The sequence below is a fragment of the Aminobacter sp. AP02 genome, assembly GCF_003148805.1.
Lineage (GTDB): Bacteria > Pseudomonadota > Alphaproteobacteria > Rhizobiales > Rhizobiaceae > Aminobacter.
Map to the genome: position 1 here is coordinate 61,609 of NZ_QGGX01000001.1, position 17,366 is coordinate 78,974.

The following is a 17,366-nucleotide window of genomic DNA, read 5'->3' on the forward strand; positions in this document are numbered from 1 at the left end:
TTTGGTTCAAGCCGGGTGCAGAGGGGGAATGCCTGCCGAACGCCGCAAAAGGAGCTGGCGTTGCGGGTCAATTTGGAAAAATGGGAGTGAGGAAGATGTTTACGATTTCGCGCCGAAGCCTGCTCAAGATTTCAGCAGCCTCAGGCCTGATGGCGGTTCTGCCCGGCGGCGGCGCATGGGCGGCTGAGCCCAAGCGCGGCGGCCACCTTGTCGTGGCCAGCGGCGGCGCATCGACGGCGGACTCGCTTGACCCCAGGACGTTCGGCTCGCCTTACACGGCGGTCATGTCCGGGATCACCTACAACTCGCTAATCGAGGTGCACGGCCTCGACATGGAACTCCGTCCAGGTCTCGCCAAGAGCTGGGAGCCGTCCAATGGCGGCAAGACCTGGATCTTCGACCTTGTCGAAGGCGCTACCTTCCACAATGGCAAGGCCTTCACCAGCGAGGACGTCGTGTTCTCGCTCAAGCGCCATGCCGAGGAGGCGTCGCGTTCCAACATGCGCAGCATCATCAAGAGCGTCGCCGACATTCGCGCTGACGGCCCCAACCGCGTCATCATCGACCTGCCTGAAGCGAACTACATGTTCCCGGCCATGCTGACGGCGTTCTCGCTCGGAATCGTTCCGGCGGGCACGACGACCTTCGATGGCGTTGGAACCGGCCCTTACAAGCTGAAGCGGTTCTCGCCGGGCGAAGTGCTCGAAGCCGAACGCAACGAGAACTACTTCAAGTCGGATGCAGCTTTCGTCGACACCCTCGAATTCCTGGCCATCAACGATGCGTCGGCATTGGGTAGCGCATTCCAGAGCGGCCAGATCCATCTCACCACGCTGCTTGACGCGCGCACCGCGCCGCTTATGCGCCAGATGCCGAACCTCAAGATCTACAACACCGAGGGACGCGGCTTCATCTGCTTCAACATGCGCACCGACATGGCGCCGTTCGACAACCCCGACATGCGCATGGCACTCAAGCTTGCCGTCAACCGCCCCGATATGCTCGAACGCGTTTCGGTGGGCGTCGGCCGCATTGCCAATGACACACCGGTCGCACCCAGTGATCCGGTCTACGCTGCCGACCTGCCGCAGACGGAATACGATCCAGTGCGCGCCAAGGAACTGTTTGACAAGACAGGCTTCAAGGGCCCGATCGTTTTGCAGACGTCGGAAGCCATCTCGTCACGTGCCGTCGACATGGCTGTGATTTTCCAGGAGCACGCAGCCAAGGCCGGCATCCCGATCGAGGTCAAGCGCGAGCCGTCGGACGGTTACTGGGAGACCATCGTCGGCCAAACGCCGTTCCACGTCTCGGCCCGCTCGGACCGGCCGACCGCCGACGCGATCTTCTCGGTCGCCTTCCTCAGCACTTCGGGCAACAACGAGTGCAAATGGGTGAACAAGGACTTCGACGCTGCCGTGATCGCGGCCCGCGCCGAACCCGACCTCGAAAAGCGAAAGGCTTTCTACGCAACAGCGCAGAAAATCTGCCGCGAAGATGGCGGAACCATCATTCCGTTCTTCTCGAGCACGGTAGAAGGGACGACCAGCGACCTCGACGGTTTTGTTCCTTCGGCACTGCAGATGGCCGGCTACCGCGCCATCGAGCAGGTCTGGTTCGCCTGATACCAAGGACTGGACGGCATGGTTCTCTTCGCCAATTCCCCGGTGAAATCGTTCGTAGTAGCCAGGGTTGCGTCTGGACTCGTGTCGATCTTCTTCATCTCGTTCCTGGTTTTTGTGGGAACCTCGATGTTGCCGGGCGACGCTGCAAATGCGTTGCTCGGCCAGAATGCCACTCCTGAAACGGTCTTGGCCCTGCGCACGGAGCTCGGCCTCGACCAACCCTTGCCGGTGCGCTACTTCCATTGGCTTGGCAATGCGCTGCACGGCGATTTCGGAACCTCGCTTTCCAACTCCCAACCAGTGATCAACCTCCTGGTGCCGCGGCTGATCAATTCGTTGATCCTCGCCTTTTCTGCGGCGGCGATCGTCCTGCCGCTGGCCGTCGGCATCGGGCTGCTCGCCGCGATCAACCGTGGCAAGGCGATCGATACCGTCACCGGTTCGATCTCGGCGATCTTCCTGTCGATGCCGTCGTTCCTGATCGGCTACCTCCTGGTCTTCATCTTCGCGGTCAAGCTCGGGCTGTTTCCGCCGTTGTCGATGGTCCGTTCCAGTGCCAGCCTGCCGACCTGGATTTCGGCGCTGACATTGCCCGTGCTCACCTTGGTGCTTGTTGCGCAGGCCCATGTGATGAAGCTCACTCGGGCCGCCGTGCTCGGGGTGATGAGCTCCGACTACATACTGATGGCGGAGACCAAGGGCATTCCACGCAACAGGATCATTCTCAAGCACGCGCTGCCCAACGCGCTGTCGCCGATCGTCTCAATCTGCATGATCACCATGGCCTACCTGATCGTCGACGTGGTGGTGATCGAGGCGGTGTTCAACTATCCGGGAATGGGCAAGCTGATGGTCGATGCCGTCGCCTACCGCGACATACCGATGGTGCTCGCTTGCGGCGTGCTTTTTTCGACCATCTTCATCTCGCTCAATTTAGCCGCCGACCTTTTGGCCATGCTGGTCAATCCGCGCCAGCGGCTGCCCAGGAAGGGAAACTGAACCGTGTCAAACAAAGTGACGCTGGGCGTTTCCGTGGCAGTTCTCGCAACGATGGCTGCCGCCGCCATCTTTGCACCGGTGCTGGCGCCATTCCCACCGAACGAGATGGTTCACACCCCGTTCGACGCGCCCGGCGTGGGTGGCGTACTGGGCGCAGACGGCCTCGGCCGCGACATGCTATCCCGTATCCTCTACGCGACGCGATACACTTTCGTGGCTACGCTGATCGCAACCACATTGGCCTGCATGCTGGGCGTCTCGCTCGCCATCATCGCCGGCCTGAGCAAGGGCTGGATCGACATCGTCATAGGACGCGCTGTCGATATCCTGATGTCGATCCCGCAGATCATTTTAGCGCTGATCATCCTCGCCATCGCCGGCGTGTCGTTGACCACGCTGATCTTGACCATGGCGGTGCTGCAGTCGAGCACGTACTACCGCGTGACGCGGCCGATCGCCGGCGACCTGGCGGCGATGGAGTATGTCGAGGTCGGGCGCCTGCGCGGCGAAAGGCTGCACTGGTATTTGTTCAAGGAAATACTGCCCAACATGGTGCCGTCGCTTTTGGCGCAGTTCGGACTGGGGCTTTCCTCTGCGGCACTTTTCATCAGTTCGCTCAGTTTCCTCGGCATCGGCATTCAGCCGCCCGCGGCCGATCTGGGCGGCCTGGTCCGCGAGAATGCGCTTGCCCTTTCAACCGGCCGTCTGACGCCCCTGATACCGGCTTTCTGCATCGCGCTCTTCTGCCTGAGCGTGAACGGAATCGTCGATTGGCTCGTCGGCCGCTTTTCAGACAAACCGGACGTGAAATGAGCGGAAATCGTATCCTGAGCATCGACAATCTGCGCGTCGAAACACGGACAGGCGTCCTGCTCGACGACGTTTCGATCCATGTCGACCGCGGCGAGGTTCTTGGCATCATCGGTGAGTCGGGGGCTGGCAAGAGCACGTTGGCATTGAGTTCGATCATGCTGTTCAAGGCCGGATGCAGGCCGACGGCAGGATCGATCACGCTGGGTGGCCAGTCGCTGATGGGCCTCGGGACCGCCGAGCTTGAGACCATCCGGCGCACCAAGGCATCCTATGTCGCGCAGAGTGCGGCGGCGTCGTTCAATCCGTTCTACAGGCTTGAAGACCAGGTCACCGAAATTCCCGCCATGGCGCAGAAGCTGACTGCGACCCAGCGGCGGCGCATGGCGATCGAGCTGTTCGAAGAGCTCCAGCTTCCCGATCCCGAGAATTTCGGGCGACGCTATCCGCACCAGGTCTCGGGCGGCCAATTGCAACGGGCGATGATCGCCATGGCGCTGATCAACCAGCCCGACCTGATCATCTTCGACGAGCCGACGACGGCGCTCGACGTGACGACGCAGATCGAGGTGCTCAGGCTGATCAAGAAAGTGGCGAGCACGCACAATTGCGGCGCACTCTACATCTCGCATGATCTGGCCGTTGTTTCGCAGATGGCCGACCGCATCGTGGTGATGCGCAATGGCAAGATGGTGGAGCAGGGTCCAACCCGCCAGCTCGTGGACAATCCGCAGACCGACTATGCCAGGCGCCTCGTTGCCCATCAGGGCGACGGTAGCTACGCAACTGCCAATGGCAGCGACAAAACCTTGCTCGACGTGCGCAACGTTGACGTCGGCTATGGCGGCGTAGCGGCAGTCAAGGACGCGTCGATCAAGCTCGGCTCAGGCTCGGTGCTGGCGCTGGTCGGCGAATCCGGCAGCGGCAAGACCACGCTGGCACGCAGCATTGCCGGTCTGCAACCTGCCCGACAGGGCGAGATCCGCATGCGGGACAATCTGCTTACGCCCCTGGTCGAGCGCCGCAGCTTCGACCAGCGTCGGCTGGTCCAGTACATCCACCAGCTTCCCGACCTGGCGCTCAATCCGCGCCAGACCATCCGCGACGTCATCGGCCGGCCGCTCAGCTATTTTCACCGGCTGCGCGGGGCCAGCGCTGAACAGCGGTTGCGCGAACTGATGGAGGCGATCGAGCTTCCGGCGGCCTATCTCGACCGCTACCCGGCGTCGCTCTCCGGCGGGCAGAAGCAGCGTGTCTGCATCGCCCGCTCGCTGGCCGCGAAACCCGACATCCTGATCTGCGACGAGATCACCTCTGCGCTCGATCCGCTGGTCGAGGAAAGCATCATCAAGCTGCTCACCCGCCTGATCAAGGACGAGGGACTCAGCATCCTGTTCATCACCCACAATCTGGGGCTCGCGTTGCGCTTTTCGCACACAACGGCGGTGATGCAGGCGGGGAGGATCGTCGAGCATGGCGACACGCGCGCCGTGTTCGAACAGCCGCAATCCGACTACACGCGCAGCCTGATCCAGGCCGTACCGCAGCTGCGCGAGGGCTGGCTGGACGGCTTTTCCGCCAACGCCGCCTGAATGAAGAGAGCACGCGCCCATGCGCGCGGGCACGGCCGCCAGTCCAGGCGTTCAAATTCGAGGGAGACAACCATGACGCAGTCGCATGCGATGATCATCAATGGCGAAAGGGTCGAGGCCGCGGGCACGTTCGGCGTCATCGACCCGGCGCGGGCTGTAGTCTTCGCCCAGTGTCCAGCCGCCAGTCCCGAGCATCTCGACGCCGCGGTCGCGGCGGCGCGTCAGGCATTCCCCGCGTGGCGTGACACGTCGATCGAGGACAGGGCGCGACTGCTCAACGAGATTGCCAACGCGGTCGAGGCCAACAAGGAAGCCCTGGCCGTCATATTGTCGACGGAACAGGGAAAGCCGCGCGCCAGCGCCCATGGCGAGATCGGCGCGGCCATTCACTGGATGCGCGAAACGGCGAAGCTCACCCCACCGGTCGAAGTCATCCGCGACGACGAAAAGATCAGGATCGAGGTCCACCGCAAGCCGCTTGGTGTCGTAGGTTCGATAACGCCCTGGAACCATCCCGTGCTGATCGCTGCCTGGCATATCATGCCGGCGCTGATGGCTGGCAACTGCGTCGTGATCAAGCCCTCGTCCTACACGCCGCTGAGCACGCTTCGGCTGGTCGAACTTGCCAATGTGCATCTGCCGCGCGGCGTGCTCAATTCGGTCACCGGCGAAGGTGGCATCGGCCGCGCCATCGCCAGCCATCCCGGCATCGACAAGATCGTCTTCACCGGCTCGACTCCGACCGGCCGCAACATCATGTCGAATGCCGCCAACACACTGAAGCGACTGACGCTTGAGCTTGGCGGCAACGACGCGGCGATCGTTTTGGCCGACGCAGATGTCGATGCGATTGCGCCGGTGATCTTTGCAAAATCCTTCGGAAACAGCGGTCAGACCTGTGCCGCGCTCAAGCGCCTCTACGTGCATGAGAGCCTGCACGACGCCCTTGCGGAAAAGATCGCCGGCCTGGCGCGCGCCGCCAAGGTCGGTCCAGCGAGCGACCCCGCCAGCCAGTTCGGTCCGTTGCAGAACAAGGCGCAGTTCGACCTGGTGCGCGCGCTTGCCGACGATGCCAAGGCCAATGGTGGCCGCTTCCTGGCGGGCGGCGAAGCCTCGGGCGAGGCGGGTTACTTCTTCCCGCTCACCGTCGTCACCGAAGTAACTGACGGCATGCGCATCGTCGACGAGGAGCAATTCGGTCCGATACTGCCGATCGTGCGCTACAGCGATGTCGACGAAGCGATTGCACGCGCCAATGCCAGCGATAACGGCCTGGGTGGCTCGATCTGGTCGACCGACATCAAGAAGGCGGAAGCGCTGGCGCGTCGTCTCGAATGCGGAACCGCCTGGGTCAACGATCACAGCTCGATCTCGCCGGCGGCACCCTTTGGCGGTGCCAAGCAATCGGGCATCGGCGTGGAGTTCGGCCACTGGGGGCTGGAAGAGTACATGCAGATGCAGACGGTCCACGTTACGCGCTGAATGTGGAGCGGTGGGTTGAGCTGAACAGAAGCAGTCGTCCGGCTGGCGCCGGCAGACTCACGTCAGCATCGAGAGGGCGGCTCCAGGGCCGCCCTTTTTGCATTCCGAATATGGGGTTGGCTCAGTAGCCGGAGCCGAGTGTTCGCGGCTCGTCGCCACGGGCAGACTTGAACTTTGCCGCTAGCGTGCTCGTCGCCTGCGCCAGCAGGCCTACATCGTTGCCGACGGCCACGAAAGTGGCGCCGAGTTCAACGTAGCGCTGCGCCAGACCGGCGTCGGAGGTCAGGATGCCGGCAGCCTTGCCGGATTTGCCGATACGCTGGATCGCATCCTCCACGGCTGCCTGCACCTCCAGTGCGCCGGGCTTGCCGAGAAAGCCCATGTCGGCGGCAAGGTCAGCCGGCCCGATAAAGATGCCGTCGACGCCGTCGACGGCAGCAATGGCTTCCAGTTGGGCAAGGCCGGCCCGGCTCTCCAGCTGTACAAGCAGGCAGGTCTGGTCATTGGCCGTGGCCAGATAGTCGGGAATGCGGTTGAAGGCCGAGGCGCGGGCAAGTGCAGCACCCACGCCGCGCACGCCATGCGGCGGATAACGCATCGCCTTGACCAGTTCCTGTGCCTGGTCGGCAGTTTCGACCATTGGCACCAGGATCGTCTGGGCGCCGATGTCGAGCAGTTGCTTGATGATCCAGGTTTCGCCGATAGGCGGGCGCACGACGGCATGGGAGCCAGAGGCGGCGATCGCCTGCAACTGCGCCGTCATGCCGGGGATGTCGTTCGGCGCATGTTCGCCGTCGATGACCAGCCAGTCGAATCCGGCGCCGGCGCAGATCTCGGCTGTGTAGGCGTTGGCCAGGGCGAGCCAAAGGCCGATCTGCGCTTCGCCGTCCAGCAGCGCGGCTTTGAAGGTATTGCGTGGTGCGGGCATTGCGATGTCCTCAGGCGAAGTAGGCGCTGACCGTGCCGAAGGGACCGAAGTCGGCCATGATCGTATCGCCATGGCGTGCCTCGACAGGGCGGATGAATGAGCCTGCGAGCACGATGTCGCCGGCGGTGATCGAGCCGCCGAACATGGCAAGCCGGTTCGCCAGCCAGGCGATGCCGGCGGCAGGGTGGTTGAGCACGCCGGCACCGAGGCCGGTTTCCTCGACCTCGCCATTGCGCGAAACGATGGCGCCGATCCAGCGCATGTCGGCCTCGGTCGGGCGCATCGGTCGGCCGCCGGTGATGATGCCGGCATTGGCGGCATTGTCGGAGATGGTGTCGACTATGGTGCGGGTGCGGCCGGTGGCCGGGTCGCTGCGCATAATGCGCGTGTCCAGGATTTCGATGGCCGGCGCAATAAAATCGGTGGCGTTGAGCACGTCGAAAACGGTCGTGTTCGGCCCTTGCAGCGGTGCCTTCATGACAAAGGCGATCTCGGCCTCGATACGCGGCTGGATGAAGCGGCCGGCCGGGATTGTTGCCGCATCGGCAAACATCATGTCGTCGAGCAGAACGCCTGAATCGGGGATGTCGATGTTGAGCGCATATTGCATCGCCTTCGACGTCAGGCCGATCTTCCAGCCTATCCTGCGCCGCCCCTGCGCGAGCTTGCGCAGGACCCACGCGGCTTGCACTGCATAGGCGTCCTCCATGTCCATCTCAGGATGGTCGAGCGAAAGCAGGCCGATCTGCTTGCGTAGCTTTTCGGCCTGGTCGAGACTCTGCGCAGCCGCCACGTGCTGTTGTTGCGAAAGCTTCATGCCTGTTCGTCCATGACCGTGTTGCGCAAGGTGCCGATGCCCTCGGCTTCGACTTCAACGATATCGCCCGGGACCAGCCAGCGAGGCGGGTCGAAGCGCGCACCGGCCCCGGTTGGCGTGCCGGTGACGATCACGTCGCCAGGCACAAGCGTTGTGAAGGTCGAGATGTAACTGATCAGCTTGCGGAAGCCGAAGGTCATGCGGCTGGTCCGGTCGTCTTGCCGCAACTCGCCATTGACCTTGGTTGTCAGGCGAATGTCGGCAAGCTGGGCCTCGTCGGTATAGGGCACAAGCCAGGGGCCGATGGCTCCGGTGGCATCGAAATTCTTGCCCTGGGTTACGTTGAACTTGGCGTGCCGCACCCAGTCACGGATCGTGCCTTCGTTGCACAACGAGAGTGCGACAACATGGTCGAGCGCATCGCGCTCGGCGATGCGGCGTCCGCCCTTGCCGATGACGATGACGACTTCGCCCTCATAGTCGAGCTGCGGCGACTCTGGTGGCCGAACGATAGCCGCGCCATGGCCGACGAAGGAGCGTGGAAAACGGATGAACAGCGACGGATTGGCGGGCGCGGCCTGGCCGTCCTTGTATTCCTCGTTGCGGTCAGGGAAATTCACGCCGACACAGATCAGCTTTTCCGGCGCGGGGATCGGGATCTGATAAGCGATCTCGGCTTCCGCAATGTCGGCTGCGCGTTTGGCTGCCGCTTCGGCCAGCAGGTTGAAACCGTTGTCCGCGATGACCTCGCGCAGCGTCGGCCATTGCGGAAACAATGGCGCCAGGTCGATGACGCTATTGGCTTTCACCGCGCCGTAGCTCGTCTTGCCGGCGTGTGTGTAGGTAGCGAAACAAGGGCGCTCGGTCATGTCATAGCTCACGGTGCGATGATTGGCGACGCCGCGAGCGCCGATGGCCGCGGCTCCGTGCCGGCAAAGATGCTGCCTTCCTCGAACCACGAACGCGGGGCGGGGGCACCCCACAGCGTCTGGCGTTGCGGATCCTTGAGGTCCCATTTGATCGGCTCGAGGTCGGGATCGACCGTCTGGTAGTCGGAGCAGTAGATCTCGATGCGGTGGCCGTCGGGATCGCGGATGTAGAGGAAAAAGGCATTCGAAATGCCGTGGCGGCCGGGGCCGCGCTCGATGTTGGCGACATAGCCGGTCGTTGCCATCAGGTCGAGAAGATCGATGATGTTGAGCGGCGTCGGCACCCAGAAGGCAACGTGGTGCAGGCGCGGTCCGAGTCCATTGGTGAAGGCGATGTCGTGGACGCCGCCCTTGCGGTGCGTCCATGCCGCCCACAGGCGGCCGGTCTCGTTGTCCTCGGTGAACTCGGTAACGCGGAAGCCGAGCTCGTTGTAGAACGCCACCGATTGGTCGACGTCGGGCGAGAAGCAGTTGAAGTGATCGATGCGCAGCGGCTTCACGCCCTTGTAGAGCGCGTATTTCTGGTGGATCGGTGCCAGCCGGTCCATCTTTGAGTAGAACTCGAGCGGAATGCCATGTGGGTCGCGGGTGCGTAGCGTGCGCGACTGGTAGGGCCGCTCGACCCACTCGACCGGCAGTTCCTTTGCCTTGAAGAAGTGCTCGGCCTTGTCGAGGTCGTCTTCGGAAAAAACCTTGAAGCCGAGGTCACGGGCTTCGGCGCGGTCGCCCTGCTTCAGCACGATGCAATGATGGCCGCGCTCTTCCATGGCGCGCAGGTAGATAGTGTCCGCCGTCTCGTCGGTGACCTGCAGGCCGAGCGTGTCGACATAGAACGCGCGGGACTTCGCCAGGTCAGTCACGGCCAACTCGACATGGCTGAGCCGCACGATGTTGAAGGCGGGATAGAGGATGGGTGTGGGCAATGGCATGATGTCTGTCCCCGCTCAGCCGCCGAGCTTCTGGATGTTGTGGGCCGTCGTGGCGAAGGCGATGTTCTTGGTTTCCATGTAGAAATCGAAAGACCAGTCGCCTCCGTCGCGGCCGATGCCGGAATTCTTGACGCCACCGAATGGTGCCGGCAGATGGCGGACGTTTTCCGAATTGACCCAGATCATTCCCGCCGCGAGCGCTTCGGTGAAGCGCAGCGCGCGCGTCACGTCAGATGTCCACAGATATCCGGCCAGACCGTATTGGGTGTCGTTGGCGATCGAAAGCGCTTCGGCCTCGGTTTCGAACGGGATCGCGGTCAGCACCGGCCCGAATATCTCTTCCTGGGCAATGCGCATGTCGTTGCGCGCGCCGGTGAACAGCGTCGGTGCGACGTAGCAGCCGCCTCCCGGGCCGTCGACCTTGTTGCCGCCCACGGCAATCGTTGCACCTTCCGAACGCGCGAGTTCGATGTAGGACAGCACCTTCTTCTCATGTACCGGGTGGATCAGTGGGCCGACGACAGTCTTCGGGTCGAGCGGGTGGCCGACCTGGATGCGCTTGGCCTTTTCCGCCACCATGGCCACGAACTTGTCGTGGATCGAGGCTTCCACCAAAAGGCGCGACGACGACGTGCAGCGCTCGCCATTGAGCGAGTAGATCATGAACACTGCGGCATCCGCGGCGCGCTCAAGGTCGGCATCGGCAAACACGATCACCGGGTTCTTGCCGCCGAGTTCGAAATGCACGCGCTTCAGCGTGTCAGCGCCCTGGCGCATGATCATCGAACCAGTGCGGCTTTCGCCGACGAAGCCGATCGCCTTGATGTCGGGGTGTTCGGTCAGCGCCTTGCCGGCATCCTCGCCCAGGCCGTTGACCAGGTTCCACACACCCTTGGGCAGGCCTGCCTCTTCGGCGATCTCGACCAGCAGCCGCGCAGTCAGCGGTGAAAACTCGGCCGGCTTGTGGACGATGGTGCAGCCAGCGGCGAGCGCCGGCGCGATCTTCCAAGTCGACAGCATGAACGGCGTATTCCACGGCGTGATGACGCCGACCGGTCCGATCGGCACGCGCGTAGTGATGTTAAGCTGGCCCGGCGCCTGCAGCGTGCGACCGTCGCGCGCCTCGGGTGCCCTGTCAGCGTAGTAACGGAAGTTCTCGGCGCCGCGCAGGGCTGCCTTGGCCATGAACTTCAGCGACTGGCCGGTGTCCATGCATTCGACGAACGCGATTTCCTCGGCCCGCTTGACGATGGCATCAGCAATTGCGTGCAGCACCTTCTTGCGCGCGTCGCCCGACTGCGCCGCCCAGGCCGGATAGGCTGCCTTGGCCGCCCTGGCCGCCAAGTCGATATCAGCGGCCTTGCCGTGCGCCACCTTGGCGAGCGGCTTCAGGTCGACCGGCGAGATGGTCTCGAAGGTCGTGCCGTCGAGCGCCGGGAGCGCCTCGCCGTTGATGTGGTTGCTGACTCCGCCGGACTTGAAGCGTTCGAGATAGGCTTCGGCCTTGCGCAAGTTGTTTTCGAAGTCTGACATAAGTGTTTCCGTCACTTGTTCCGCAGGCGCGGGTGGATGGCGTTGTTTTTCCAGCTCAGCTCGGAGTCGATCTCGCGAATCTCGAGTGAAAGCGCGAAATGAGGCGTGGCCAAAAGTGGCGCGAGGAATGCGTTCGCGGCGGCGAAGATCGCCGTGCCGGCCTGCTTCTTGTCCTCGGCGGTGCGGCCTGAGCCGATCCTGAAGCTCATGTCGATGAAACCATTTTCCGGCAGGCGGTCGGCAACCGCATAGGCGTCGGCGCGCAGTGCCCGCACCCTGACGGCACCGCGTTCGAACAGACCGGTGTTGAGGATTGCCTGCGACAGCTCCCCGCACAGTGCCGACATGTCGACGCAACCGTCGAGATTGGCTGAATATTCGAGCGTGAGGTGAGGCAAGGCGTGTCTTCCCGCACATGTGGCGTTTCGATATTTAACATGTTAAATAATTTTGGCTACCGCTGTCAAGGACGCTCGTGTCCATCGGATTCGGCTGGTTGACGCGGCGTGGCGTTGATCGATCAGAGCGCGAGTATTATCGGGAGTGGATTGGAATGCCGGCCAAGCCGTCGCCTGCCATCAGGAGTTCGCCCTTGCTGCAAAGCACCCGACGCTCATTGCCAATGTCACTGCTGCGCGCGCGCGAAGTGGTGATGGCTCAGTTCCGTCCGATACTCGCACAGCACGGCGTCTCGGAGCAGCAATGGCGCGTCATCCGCGTTTTGGGCGAACAGAGTCCGCTCGACGCCACAGAGCTTGCAGAAAGAGCCTCGATCCTGGCGCCGAGCCTAACGCGGATCATCAAGGCTCTGGAAGAGCGCAAGCTCATCACGCGTGGCAAAGTTGAAGGCGATGGCCGGCGCGTGATGCTCTCCATCGCGCCGAAAGGGCAGGTGCTGATATCAAAAGTCTCGCCCGAGAGCAGCGCTATCTATGACGAAGTTCAAAGGCGCATCGGGCCCGAGCGCTACGAACAGCTGCTCGACCTTCTCGAGACGTTGATCGACCTGGAAAAATAACAAAAGCCGAGGCTGCGCCTTCTAAGCGAAGGGTTAGATGCAAAAAAAGCCGCGCAATGGTTGCGCGGCTTGGATGCTTCAATGTTGGCTTGCGGCGTCAGGCGTTCAGGGTGGACCTTTCGTCGCCATTTCCCGATACCTGGACGAATTCAACGCGATTGCGGCCGCGCGCCTTGGCCTCGGAAAGGCGGCCATCGGCCTTGCGGAACATTTCGTCGAATTCCAGCTGATCTTCGAATAGAACGGCTCCGACGCTGACCGTCAGCGGGCAGTTGCGCCCGCCCGGCTCGAGAATGGTATCCGAGATTGAGCCGCGGATACGTTCGGCGACCCGTTCGGCATTTTCCTTGCTGGCGCCCGGCAGGAACACACCGAATTCCTCACCGCCGATGCGGCCCACGAGATCGCCGGTACGTACGGAAGACTTGATGGCGCCTGCAACGATCTTTAGCACCTCGTCGCCCCAGGCATGGCCGAACCTGGCATTGATCGCCCGGAAATCGTCGATGTCGACGACCAGCAGAGCTCCCTGCCGGCGCGACGACCCAGCTGAGCTGCTGCGGAACGCATCGATCAAGCTCGCGAAGACACCGCCATTGAGAACCGAGGTCAGCGCATCGACCGAGGACAGACGGCTGATTTCGGATTTCAGCGCGCCAAACTTGCGCCGTTCATTGGCAATGAGTGCCAGCAGCGGCGCTGCCACCACGCCAGCAACAACGCCCGCGCCGATCACCGCGCGCCAGAATATGCCGTCGGCCTGGCCGTGAAACAGGATTGCCGCAGCTCCCGCCGCGACCGCCACGCAAGCGGTCGTCCCCAGGAGCGCATAGCGGGCGACCGGTGCCCAGCTACGTCCCGCATTTCCTGTGCCAAAATTATCCACGCCAGATCCCTCCGCTCTCGTAGTCGAACCGATCTACCTGTGGAGAATGAAACATTTCTTGTGCGAATTCGAACAGTTTGACGGATTCCAATGAAATTCTCTGGCTACCCCGATATTCTCACGATATCGGGCCTTTTGGCGAGCCCACAATTGCGCCTTCTCATCCCGGGGGCCCGAACACACCCATCTTGGCTTTCCGCGCGACCTCTTCGGCCCTTTCGTAACCGCCACCGGGTTTCGCATGCGCCCAGCCGTTGGAAACGAGCCATGCGCCGATATCCTGCTTGCCGAGCCTGCAGACGGCGGCCACGGGTTGCCTGTCGGCGGGCGGAAACACTTGGCATAGGGGCGCTCGGCCTCGTAGCCAGTATCTAAAGGCGAGCATCGCCCGCTCGCCGCATCGCCACATGATGCCTTCGAATTCGCATGAATGATGCAGGCCGATCGCCTCGGTGCCGGCTATGAGTACCTTATAGCCCATTGCTTCGAACGAAGCGGAGGATTTCACCGAAGGACGGTAGAGGAGCGTCCCCTCCCAATCGTCTGGTGCCATCGGCTTGGGTGGCGGGGCAAGCCCGAGGTTGCCGAGGGGCGGCCTTGCCTCGATGCGTTCCAGTGTCTGGGTGGCGGCTTCGGGGGGTACCACGACTTCGGGGGCAATCGCGCGCGCGGGGCCGATTACCGCTAGGTCTTCAGGGGCGGCATGAGGCTTGTTCGGTGAGGCCCAAGGTATCGTCCCTGACCGATCGGCCTCGAAATTGGGCTTTAGTGGTGTATGATGGTTGCCGTTGGCCATGACAGCCAGCGCTACCGCGCCAATCGCGGTGAGCGCAGCCATGTGAACAAGTATCGTACGTCGCGAGATCACGTCGCTTTTGCTCTCAACCAGCGCCGCACAACGTCCTGAAGCCGTACGGCATAGCATTTCACCATCGGACAGAAGGACATGGATCGCGCGGCAGTGCCAGCCTTGGAAGAGATGCCGTTGGAGCATCGAAAATTTGCATAAAATTTTCTGAAAAGTATATCTCGAAGATTATACTGTGGTTACCTTTGTTTGTTTGCGATAATTTGAGACGATGTTGTTAGCCTCCATCAAAATAGGTGGGCGCAATGAAAGCAACAGTGAGCAACGTTTCGAAATTTGGACTGAAGACCTTTGCGGCGGCGCTGACTCTCTTTGCGGTACTTGATGGAGCCACTGCAAGCGAGCGGATTGAGACGGCGGCCACCCATGCTTCGCAGGCTCCCGCACCCCAGTTGCTTGGCGGGCTGATGCTTGTCGAAGCGAAGACAGCCACCGCAGAACTGAAGCCATTCCAGTTCGGTGGGGACTTCGACGGCTACGCGCTTGCCTTGCGCAGCACTTCCGAAGACCTGGCCACAGCCACCCCCGGTATCGACACGATGAAAACGGCAGCCATCATTCCTGGCGTGTTCGGCTCGGTTGCCATTCCAATGCGCAACTTCCCGGTCGCGGGGCGCTGGGCCAAAGTCTATAGCCAGATCAGCGACTGCGCCGATGCTGACGCTTGCGGCAAGAATGGCGCGATCTTGTCAGGTCTGGCCGTGAGCAGCCGCGACGGCAAGTTCCTCGACAAACTCGTCTCCGTAAATCGCGCGGTCAACACCATGATCGCCTATCGCAAGGACGAGGTGGTCTACGGCAATCTCGATTACTGGGCCAAGCCGGCAGAAATACTTTCGCGGGGCGCCGGTGACTGCGAAGACTTTGCAATCCTCAAGATGGCCGCGCTGATCGAAGCCGGCGTGCCGGCCCAGAGCATGTCGCTTGTCGTGCTGCAGGACAGAAGTCGCGGCGTCTTCCATGCCGTTCTGTCGGTTGCCACCCAGAGTGGAACCTTCATTCTCGATAACTTGAGCAACGGCGTTCTGCGCGATGGTGACTTGAAGAGCTATATCCCGTTGTATTCCTTCAGCACCGATCGTGCCTGGATCCACGGCGCGAAGTCGGGTTCGGAGCAGATCGCCACCGCATCCGGTGGCTTCTCCGCGATCGCACCAGGCGAAGGCCCGCTGCCCCAATAAGCTCAACGCGAAGCGGCCCAATGTCTGCGGCAGGGGCGAAGAATCGGGTGATGCCACGGCCTGTCCGGCAATTGCAGGTTGACCCCGCAGCCTCTGTGCAAAACCTGGGTGTCGAGCGCATGACGCTCGCTTTAGTGGCCGGAAATGTAGCATTTTTGCATCAGTACTTTGGCCAAATAGCTTAATCCTGTCGGAATCAGTACTTGGACCATCAATTTGCTGTCGATTTTCCAGCAGGGCTAGATAATTGGTCCTAAGTGGATGTGGGATTGGGATTTCGGCTGCTGCGGGGCGCCGGGTGAAGGTGGGAGATTTATAATGCCGATGCGTCTCGGACGACTAGCGATGCCGCTTGGGGTGTTGCTGGCTGCAACCATGCTATCGGGCAACGGCGCCAGCGCGTTGACTCTGAGGGAGGCGATGGCGGTGGCCGTCGAATCCAACCCTGAGATCGGCCAGGCCATCGAAAATCGCGAAGCGATCGAATTTGAACTTCGGCAGGCGAAGGGCCTTTATCTCCCTAGCGTGGACTTCGAAGCTTCGACCGGCGCGCGCCGGCTCGACAATTCGTCGCGACGTGCGCTTTCGATCGAGGACGACGCTTTGTACCCTTCGGAAGCGGGTGTGGTCGTCACCCAGAAGCTGTTCGACAACGGTGCCCGCCGTGCCGAACTGACGCGCCAGGCCTCGCGCGTCGATGGCGCATCCTTCCGCGTGCTCGAGCGCTCGGAATTCATCGGGCTTTCAGTGGTCCAGGACTATCTCGAGTATCTTCTCCAGGCGCAGATCGTTGCCGACGCGAAGAAAAATCTTGGCTTCCATCAGTCGATCCTTGGCGACATCCGCGAAGGCATCCAGGGCGGTGCCTTGACCGATGCCGATCGACAGCAGGCCGAGGAGCGGCTCTACGCTGCGCAGGCTCGCCTGCAGGAAGCGACCGAAGAGCTGGAAACAGCAAAGATCAGATTCTACAAGACTGTCGGCAAGCCGCTGACAAGTCCGTCCAAGCCTGGCTCCGTGGCCAAATCGCTGCCCCGCTCGCTTGACGACGCGATCGGGCTTGCTCGCCGCAACAATCCACGTGTTCACATGGCCAACACCGATATTGATGCGGCTGCGTCGCTCGTCGATGCGGCAAGGGCGAAGTACGGACCCGAGGTTGTCGCCGAGGGCCGCGCCCGCGTCGGTACCGATATCGACGGCGACGCCGACGACACCAACGACCTGCAGGCACGGCTGGTGCTACGTTGGAACCTCTACCGTGGTGGCATCGACAAGGCCAACGAGCAAGAGCAGATCCGGCGCGTGAGCGAGTCGCGGCTGGCACTCAATCAGGTCCAGCGTGAGGTCGATGAGGCCGTGCGTGTATCCTGGGAGCGCCGCTTCCGTCAGGCGGAACTGGCCAAGACACTTCGCCTCCAGACAGCCACCAATGATCGGCTGGTCGTGTCTTACCGCGAACAATTTAAGGTCGGCCAGCGCTCGCTGCTCGACGTGCTCGATGCCCAGAATACGCGCTTCAACTCCGAGACACTTGCGAACACCGCGGCTTTTGCGTCATTGTTTGCGGAGTATCGCCTCCTGGCCGCGACCGGGCAGCTGTTGACGACGATGAACCTGACCCCGGCAAAACAGTCCACGGCCTATGCTCGCGACGAGTTCAATGTGCCAGCGACGGCCGACACTGACACCTATGCGCGGACGCCTTCGGAGCAGGTGAACAATGTGCCGTTCGATCTCCTGGCCCCGGTCAGAAAGAAATAGGGTGT

Annotated in this window: 16 protein-coding genes; 8 read left to right on the plus strand and 8 right to left on the minus strand. The window is 62.1% G+C overall.

Annotated features, from left to right (window positions below):
• Window positions 1–95 precede the first annotated feature (95 nt).
• The 5 genes from C8K44_RS00330 to C8K44_RS00350 all read left to right on the plus strand — a co-directional run bounded on the left by C8K44_RS00330 (window position 96) and on the right by C8K44_RS00350 (window position 6,508).
• A complete protein-coding gene (locus C8K44_RS00330) occupies window positions 96–1,625 on the plus strand; it encodes an ABC transporter substrate-binding protein (protein WP_158282686.1) in 1,530 nt (509 codons plus the stop codon).
• A gap of 18 nt (window positions 1,626–1,643) precedes the next feature.
• Window positions 1,644–2,624: an ABC transporter permease gene (locus tag C8K44_RS00335; protein WP_109573766.1), complete on the plus strand. Its 981-nt coding sequence runs from the start codon at window positions 1,644–1,646 to the stop codon at window positions 2,622–2,624.
• Window positions 2,625–2,627: 3 nt separating this feature from the next.
• Window positions 2,628–3,437: an ABC transporter permease gene (locus C8K44_RS00340; protein WP_245417299.1), complete on the plus strand. Its 810-nt coding sequence runs from the start codon at window positions 2,628–2,630 to the stop codon at window positions 3,435–3,437.
• Window positions 3,434–5,026, plus strand: coding sequence for an ABC transporter ATP-binding protein (locus C8K44_RS00345; protein ID WP_109573768.1), 1,593 nt, complete (start codon window positions 3,434–3,436; stop codon window positions 5,024–5,026). Before C8K44_RS00340 ends, C8K44_RS00345 begins: the two co-directional genes overlap by 4 nt.
• Window positions 5,027–5,098: 72 nt before the next feature.
• Entirely contained in the window at window positions 5,099–6,508 is a 1,410-nt protein-coding gene (locus C8K44_RS00350) for an aldehyde dehydrogenase family protein (protein ID WP_109573769.1), read from the plus strand.
• Between the two features lie 121 nt (window positions 6,509–6,629).
• Here C8K44_RS00350 and hpaI read toward each other — a convergent pair whose 3' ends face one another.
• The 6 genes from hpaI to C8K44_RS00380 are packed head-to-tail and all read right to left on the minus strand — an operon-like array spanning window position 6,630 to window position 12,042.
• On the minus strand, window positions 6,630–7,436 hold the full coding sequence (hpaI, locus tag C8K44_RS00355) for a 4-hydroxy-2-oxoheptanedioate aldolase (protein WP_109573770.1): 807 nt from the start codon (window positions 7,434–7,436) through the stop codon (window positions 6,630–6,632).
• Between the two features lie 10 nt (window positions 7,437–7,446).
• Window positions 7,447–8,253: a 2-oxo-hept-4-ene-1,7-dioate hydratase gene (gene hpaH, locus C8K44_RS00360; RefSeq protein WP_109573771.1), complete on the minus strand. Its 807-nt coding sequence runs from the start codon at window positions 8,251–8,253 to the stop codon at window positions 7,447–7,449.
• Complete coding sequence (locus tag C8K44_RS00365) at window positions 8,250–9,122, minus strand: fumarylacetoacetate hydrolase family protein (RefSeq protein WP_109574039.1); 873 nt, start codon at window positions 9,120–9,122, stop codon at window positions 8,250–8,252. The genes hpaH and C8K44_RS00365 overlap by 4 nt, the downstream gene beginning before the upstream one ends.
• Before the next feature lie 8 nt (window positions 9,123–9,130).
• Window positions 9,131–10,111, minus strand: coding sequence for a 3,4-dihydroxyphenylacetate 2,3-dioxygenase (gene hpaD / locus C8K44_RS00370; RefSeq protein WP_109573772.1), 981 nt, complete (start codon window positions 10,109–10,111; stop codon window positions 9,131–9,133).
• A gap of 15 nt (window positions 10,112–10,126) precedes the next feature.
• A complete protein-coding gene (gene hpaE, locus C8K44_RS00375) occupies window positions 10,127–11,644 on the minus strand; it encodes a 5-carboxymethyl-2-hydroxymuconate semialdehyde dehydrogenase (protein ID WP_109574040.1) in 1,518 nt (505 codons plus the stop codon).
• A gap of 11 nt (window positions 11,645–11,655) precedes the next feature.
• Window positions 11,656–12,042, minus strand: coding sequence for a 5-carboxymethyl-2-hydroxymuconate Delta-isomerase (locus C8K44_RS00380; protein WP_109573773.1), 387 nt, complete (start codon window positions 12,040–12,042; stop codon window positions 11,656–11,658).
• 155 nt (window positions 12,043–12,197) lie between these two features.
• Here C8K44_RS00380 and hpaR point away from each other — a divergent pair, with 155 nt between their 5' ends.
• Window positions 12,198–12,662, plus strand: a complete 465-nt coding sequence (gene hpaR / locus C8K44_RS00385) for a homoprotocatechuate degradation operon regulator HpaR (protein ID WP_109573774.1) — start codon at window positions 12,198–12,200, stop codon at window positions 12,660–12,662.
• 97 nt (window positions 12,663–12,759) lie between these two features.
• Here the strand turns inward: hpaR and C8K44_RS00390 are convergent, their stop codons facing one another.
• Together C8K44_RS00390 and C8K44_RS00395 are read right to left on the minus strand one after the other, a co-directional pair.
• Window positions 12,760–13,548, minus strand: coding sequence for a GGDEF domain-containing protein (locus tag C8K44_RS00390; RefSeq protein WP_158282687.1), 789 nt, complete (start codon window positions 13,546–13,548; stop codon window positions 12,760–12,762).
• A gap of 160 nt (window positions 13,549–13,708) precedes the next feature.
• Window positions 13,709–14,542 carry a thermonuclease family protein gene (locus tag C8K44_RS00395; protein WP_245417300.1) on the minus strand — a complete coding sequence of 278 codons (834 nt, stop codon included), beginning with the start codon at window positions 14,540–14,542 and terminating at the stop codon, window positions 13,709–13,711.
• A 119-nt stretch (window positions 14,543–14,661) separates the two neighbouring features.
• Between C8K44_RS00395 and C8K44_RS00400 the strand changes: the two genes are divergently transcribed.
• On the plus strand, window positions 14,662–15,597 hold the full coding sequence (locus C8K44_RS00400) for a transglutaminase-like cysteine peptidase (RefSeq protein WP_109573776.1): 936 nt from the start codon (window positions 14,662–14,664) through the stop codon (window positions 15,595–15,597).
• Window positions 15,598–15,921: 324 nt separating this feature from the next.
• A complete protein-coding gene (locus C8K44_RS00405) occupies window positions 15,922–17,361 on the plus strand; it encodes a TolC family outer membrane protein (RefSeq protein WP_199226984.1) in 1,440 nt (479 codons plus the stop codon).
• Window positions 17,362–17,366 lie beyond the last annotated feature (5 nt).